This window comes from Streptomyces sp. NRRL S-495, from assembly GCF_000966955.1.
In the GTDB taxonomy this organism is placed as follows: domain Bacteria; phylum Actinomycetota; class Actinomycetes; order Streptomycetales; family Streptomycetaceae; genus Kitasatospora; species Kitasatospora purpeofusca.
The window spans coordinates 1-5,420 of sequence record NZ_JZWY01001169.1 but is presented as its reverse complement, the minus strand read 5'-3'; the positions used below and the strand labels follow the sequence as shown (position 1 = coordinate 5,420).

Genomic DNA, 5,420 nt, shown 5'->3' with positions numbered 1-5,420 from the left:
GGGTCGAGCCGGTCGAAGCCGTCCCGCCCGAGCAGCAGCACGCCCGCGAACGCCAGCCCCGCCCACAGCAGGCCGGCCGCCCGCCGGGCGGCGACGACCGACATCAGCAGCGGCCCGATCACTTCCAGGGCCACCGCCGGGCCGAGCGGGATCCGGTCGATCGCCTGGTAGAAGAGGATGTTCATCCCGCCGAGCGCGACTCCGTAGGCGCCCGCGACGGCCCAGTCCCTCCGGCCGTACCCGCGCAGCCGGGGCCGGCAGACGGCGAGCAGCAGGACGGCCGTGATCGTCACCCGCAGCGCGACCGTGCCCAGGGCGCCGGCCCGGGGGAACAGCAGGGCGGCGACGGCGGAGCCGAACTGCACCGAGAGGGTGCTCGCCAGCACCATGCCGACACCGGTGGCACTGCCCGCCCGGGCGGGCGCGGCCACCGTCCGGAAGGGCCTGCCGGTCCGCCGGAGGCCCGCCGCGAATTTCGGCGGTGCTCGTCATGCCCTCCACGCTAGGAATCCGCCCCCGGCGCGTGAAATGCCGATCCGACGGCGGTTATGCTCCCCAGGCATGACCATCGAGCTGCGCCACCTGCGCGCCTTCCTCGCCATCGCCGAGGAAGGGACGATCACCCGCGCCGCGGTCCGCCTGCACATCGGCCAGCCCGCCCTGTCCCGCACCCTGCGCCAGTTGGAGAACCACCTGGGCACCCGCCTGGTCGACCGCTCCACCCACCACCTGGAACTGACCGCCGCCGGCCGGGCCTTCCGGGACCGGGCCGCCGCCGCCCTCGCCGCCGTCGACGTCGCCCTCGACCCCCGCGCGCTGACCGTCCTCCCGCTGCGCCTCGGCCACCCCTGGCCGGCCCTCGGCGAGTACACCGTGCCCCTGCTGCGCCGCTGGGACCGGGAGCACCCGGGCCAGCCGCTCGAACTGCGCCGGATCGACGACCGCACCGCCGGCCTCGCCCGGGGCCGGTCCGATGTCGCCCTGCTGCGGGGCGAGGTCACCGAACCCGGGCTGGTCACAGAACTGCTGCTGGAGGAGGAGCGGGTGGCGGCCGTCCCCGCCGACAGCGAGCTCGCCGGGCGGGCCACCCTCACTCTCGCGGACCTCGCCGCCCGGCCGGTCGCACTGAACACGGTCGCCGGCACCACCACCCTCGACCTCTGGCCGGCCGGGGCCCGGCCCCCGGCGACGATCGAGGTCGACAACACCGACGAGTGGCTCACCGTCATCGCCGGGGGCCGCGCCGTCGGTGTCTCGACCGCGGCGACCCCCCGGTTGCACAGCCACCCGATGATCGCCTACCGGCCGCTCGCCGACGCCCCGCCGGTGCCGCTGTTCCTCGCCCGGCGTGCCGACACCCCGCCGCACCCGGCGGTGCCGGCCCTGGTCCGCCTGATCCGCGAGCTGCTGTCCGGCACCTGACCGGGGCCGGGGCGCGCCCCCCGTCGGCGCCCACTTCCGCCCCCGTCGGCCCGCGCCGCCGGACGGGTGGATTGCGGACGCCCGGGCGCGCGGCGGGAGCGGGCGCCGGACGGGGCGTCGAATACTCGCGCCGTGAGGCGGACGGCGGCGCCGCCGGATGCGGGCCGCGCCGCCCGGACGAGGGAGGATCCCGATGCATCGTCACGGCGCACCCCGGCGGACCGCCGCCGGGCCCGGCCGGACCACGCCCCGCCCGGTGTCGCGCGGCACCGCGCCCCTGCTGGCGGCCGGTCTGCTGCTGGGCGTCCCGCTGCTCGGCGGATGCACCTCGGCCTCCGGCGGCGATCCCGAACCCGCCCCCACGAGCCCGGCCTCCACGAGCCCCGCCTCCCCGTCCTCCGGCGGCGCTTCGACCACCTCGGCGTCCGCCCCGGCCACCGCACCGCCGCGGCAGCCCCCGGCCGAGCTGACCGAGGACCAGGTGAACGCCGCCGTGGCCCGGATCGACGGCTACGCGCAGAACGCCCTGGCGAAGACCGGGGTACCGGGGCTGGCCCTCGCCGTCGTGTACAAGGACAAGGTGATCCACGCCAAGGGCCTGGGCGTCCGCCAGCTCGGCAAGCCGGAGACGGTGGACCAGGACACGGTGTTCCAGCTCGCCTCGTTGTCCAAGCCGATCTCCTCGACCGTGGTCGCCGGGGTGGTCGGCCAGAAGGCGGTCAAGTGGGACGACCCGGTCACCGCCCACGATCCCGGCTTCGCCCTGGCCGACCCCTGGGTGAGCAGCCATGTGACGATCGCCGACCTGTTCGCCCACCGCAGCGGTCTGCCGGACCACGCCGGCGACCTGCTGGAGGACCTCGGCTACCAGCGCGACTACATCCTGCAGCACCTCCGGGAACACCAGCTGGCGCCGTTCCGCGCGAGCTACGCCTACACCAACTACGGCCTGACCGAGGCCGCCGTGGCCGTCGCCAAGGCCAAGGGCGCGGCCTGGGAGGATCTCGCGGCGGACGTGCTCTACAAGCCGCTGGGGATGAACTCCACCAGCTCCCTGCGCTCCGCCTACGACAGCGCGGCGAACAAGGCGACGCCGCACGTGCACGACGCCGCCGGCTGGCAGGTCAGCACCACCGAGAACCCCGACCCGCAGGCCCCGGCCGGCGGGGTGAGCTCCACCGTGCGGGACCTCGGCCGGTGGATGCGGCTGCAGCTCGCCGACGGCACCTTCGAGGGCAAGCAGATCGTCGACCCGGCGGGCCTGAACGAGACCCGGCTGCCGCAGAGCGTCTCCAGCCCGACCACCGTGCCCGCCGGCCGGACCGGCTTCTACGGCCTGGGCTGGAACGTCAGCTACGACGCCGAGGGCCGGCTGCGGCTGAACCACTCCGGCGCCTTCTCGCTGGGCGCGGCGACGGTGGTGACCCTGCTGCCGTCCGAGCAGTTGGGGATCGTGGTCCTGACCAACGGCCAGCCCACCGGCGTCCCCGAGGCGGTGGCCGAGGAGTTCTTCGACCTCGCCCAGAACGGCCACGAGACGGTCGACTGGCTGGGCTTCATGGGCAAGGTGGTGCCCGCCGCCGCCCAGAGCCAGACCTCGCCGACCGACTACGCCTCCCCACCGGCCGGAGCGGCCCCGGCGAAGCCGGACAGCGCCTACCTCGGCACGTACGGCAACGACTACTTCGGTCCGATGACGGTGAGCTCCGGGGACGGCGGCGGGCTGGTGATGAGCCTGGGGCCGGACAACCTGCGCTTCCCGCTCCAGCACTACAACGGCGACGTGTTCAGCTTCCGGACCCGGGGCGAGAACGCCGCCGGCCTGTCCGGGGTGACCTTCGCCGTGGGGGCGGACGGGAAGGCCGCCACCGTGGTCGTCGAGCAGTTCGACCACGACGGCCTCGGCACCTTCACCAGGAGCTGAGGCCGCATCACCCCGCCACCCAGGGGGGCGCTCAACTCGCCGACACATCAAGGGAATCGGGAATCGTGAACCGGTTCCGGGCCGGCGCCGGGCGCGGTACCCTGGCCGCCCCCGCGGCAGGCGCGGGGCGGCAACAGGGTGGCGGGTGGGGCAGTTGTCCTTGCAGGAGCGGTACGTGGCAACCATCGGGTGCCGGGTGAGCGTCCAGACCGATCTCGCCTCGACCACGGTCCGGTGGAGCCTCGGCTCCGGGGCGCCCGGCGGGCCGTCGCGGCCGAAGGAAGGCGACGAGGTGATGCCCTTCACCTGCCACCGCTGCCGGCGCACCATGAGCGTCACGGTGGAGAGCCTGGCCAAGGCCCGGCTGAAGAAGCGCGTCTACCTCGCGGTCGGCTGGCTGCTCCTGCTGTCCCTGTTGGTGACGGTCCCGATGCTGGTCCACCTGGGCGGCCAGACGTCCGACGAGAACGACGACAGCGGGGCGGCCGTGGTCGGCCTGCTCTTCCTGCTGAGCTTCCTGGGCTTCGTCCTCGGCTTCACCTTCGCCGCGCTCGGCCACAAGTACGAGGGCGTCAAGAAGCTCCGCTACATCCGGCCGGACGGCCGGGGGACGGTCTGGGTGAAGGGGCACCGGCTCTTCTGACCGGCCTTCCGATCGGCACGCGGCCGGGCGCGCGAGGTTCCTCGCGCGCCCGGCCGTCGGCGCCGCTAGAAGGCCGAGGTGTAGGCGGTGAAGAAGCGGGACGCGATCGGTGAGCCCGAGCCGTTGAAGCACAGCGGGAACAGGTTCACCGTGCCCGCGCTGCGGTTCCAGGGAGTGGCCAGCCCGCAGTAGTCCGGGCCGGGGCCGAAGGCCGTGACCTGGGCGGTGTCGGAAGGCACCGCGATGTTCGGCAGGTTGACGGTGTAGGGCACCGAACCGGTGAGGGTGTTGGTGGCCCCGGAGGAGTTGTAGTTGGCGCCCGGGGGGAGACCGCCGTTGAACCACAGGTGGCCGAAGGAGTTGGGCGGGAACGCCGGGCCGTGCACGGCCCGCTTCTCCGCGTAGCTCAGCGTCCAGCGGGTGTTGTACGGCGCGTTGGCCGCGTTGAAGCAGGCGACCACGACGGTCTGGCCGGTGGCCGAGGGCGACCAGTCGGCGACCTTGCAGCGGGCGCCGGCCGTCGCGTCCACGGCGGTGACCTCGAGGTTGCCGACCGGGGTGGCCTGGCCCAGGCCGGGCAGCCAGACCTTCCAGATGCCGGTGCCGCCGGGGCCCACCGTGTTGGTGCCGCCGGCCGAGTTGTACTGGGTGACCACCGACCCGGTGGGGTTGGCGAACACGTAGCCGTAGCTGCCGGCGGGCGGGGACGGCACGCCGCTGCTGGTGGTGTAGAGGACGGTGAACCGGGTGTCCTCGGGCGCGCCGCCCGGGCGGTAGCAGCCCACCGCGACGTCCTGGCCGGTGCCGGCGGTGCCCCAGCCCCGGACCTGGCACCAGCTGCCGGTGCGGCCGACGGCCGTCACGTGCGCGATGCCGCCGGGCCCGGCGATCAGCGGGAAGTGCACCACGTAGGACCCGGTGCCGACCTGGTCCACCTTCACCGGGTTGGTGGCCGGAGTGGGCCAACTGCCCCACTGGCGGCTGGGGTCGGGGACGTACCCCAGGGGCGGGGCCGGGTTGTCGAGGTAGGCGAAGCCCCAGCGGTCGGGCACCGCGGCACGGGCCGGGCCGGCCGCCGGGAGGCTGACGCCCACCAGGGCCGCCAGGACGGCGAGGACGAGGAGCAGGGCGCGGGCGGCGCCGACGGGTCTGACCGGTGGTGCGAAGGTACCGGCGTGCATGGGCATACCCCTTGGACGGTGAGGAATCACGGGTGGCCTGCGCGGTGCTGCCCGCACTGCTGCTCCGCCCTGGCTCCTCGGTGGGGCCGGCGCGCGGCGGCCGACGGGGCGACGGTCCCTCAGGGAGGACCGGTGCGGTCCGGCGTCGGCCGGCAGTGACGGGGTCGGGGGTCAGGCCCGACGGCGCTCACATCGTAGGGGCGTGCCGGGCGGTGGCACAGGCCCCCGGCACGGGCCGCCCGGTCCGCCG

General features: G+C 74.8%; 4 protein-coding genes and 1 pseudogene. 3 read left to right on the top strand and 2 right to left on the bottom strand.

The window, feature by feature from the left end; all coding sequences use genetic code 11:
* A pseudogene (locus VR45_RS40225) lies at positions 1 to 389 on the bottom strand (EamA family transporter); the annotation flags it as partial.
* A gap of 172 nt (positions 390 to 561) precedes the next feature.
* On the opposite strand from VR45_RS40225, the gene VR45_RS40220 reads away from it, so the two are divergent.
* The 3 genes from VR45_RS40220 (at position 562) to VR45_RS40210 (ending at position 3,989) form a co-directional block, all read left to right on the top strand.
* The gene (locus VR45_RS40220; RefSeq protein WP_045944930.1) at positions 562 to 1,422 is read left to right on the top strand and encodes a LysR family transcriptional regulator; all 861 of its coding nucleotides are present in this window, start codon (positions 562 to 564) and stop codon (positions 1,420 to 1,422) included.
* Positions 1,423 to 1,615: 193 nt separating this feature from the next.
* The gene (locus VR45_RS40215) at positions 1,616 to 3,346 is read left to right on the top strand and encodes a serine hydrolase (protein WP_045944929.1); all 1,731 of its coding nucleotides are present in this window, start codon (positions 1,616 to 1,618) and stop codon (positions 3,344 to 3,346) included.
* A gap of 175 nt (positions 3,347 to 3,521) precedes the next feature.
* On the top strand, positions 3,522 to 3,989 hold the full coding sequence (locus tag VR45_RS40210; protein WP_053643183.1) for a hypothetical protein: 468 nt from the start codon (positions 3,522 to 3,524) through the stop codon (positions 3,987 to 3,989).
* A 65-nt stretch (positions 3,990 to 4,054) separates the two neighbouring features.
* Here the strand turns inward: VR45_RS40210 and VR45_RS40205 are convergent, their stop codons facing one another.
* A complete protein-coding gene (locus tag VR45_RS40205) occupies positions 4,055 to 5,170 on the bottom strand; it encodes a hypothetical protein (protein ID WP_045944927.1) in 1,116 nt (371 codons plus the stop codon).
* Positions 5,171 to 5,420 lie beyond the last annotated feature (250 nt).

What these genes read in the sequence shown, in the direction of transcription:
- VR45_RS40220 (WP_045944930.1), top strand. Translation starts at nt 562, where the DNA reads ATGACCATCGAGCTGCGCCACCTGCGCGCCTTCCTCGCCATCGCCGAG.
- VR45_RS40215 (WP_045944929.1), top strand. Translation starts at nt 1,616, where the DNA reads ATGCATCGTCACGGCGCACCCCGGCGGACCGCCGCCGGGCCCGGCCGG.
- VR45_RS40205 (WP_045944927.1), bottom strand. Translation starts at nt 5,170, where the DNA reads ATGCACGCCGGTACCTTCGCACCACCGGTCAGACCCGTCGGCGCCGCC.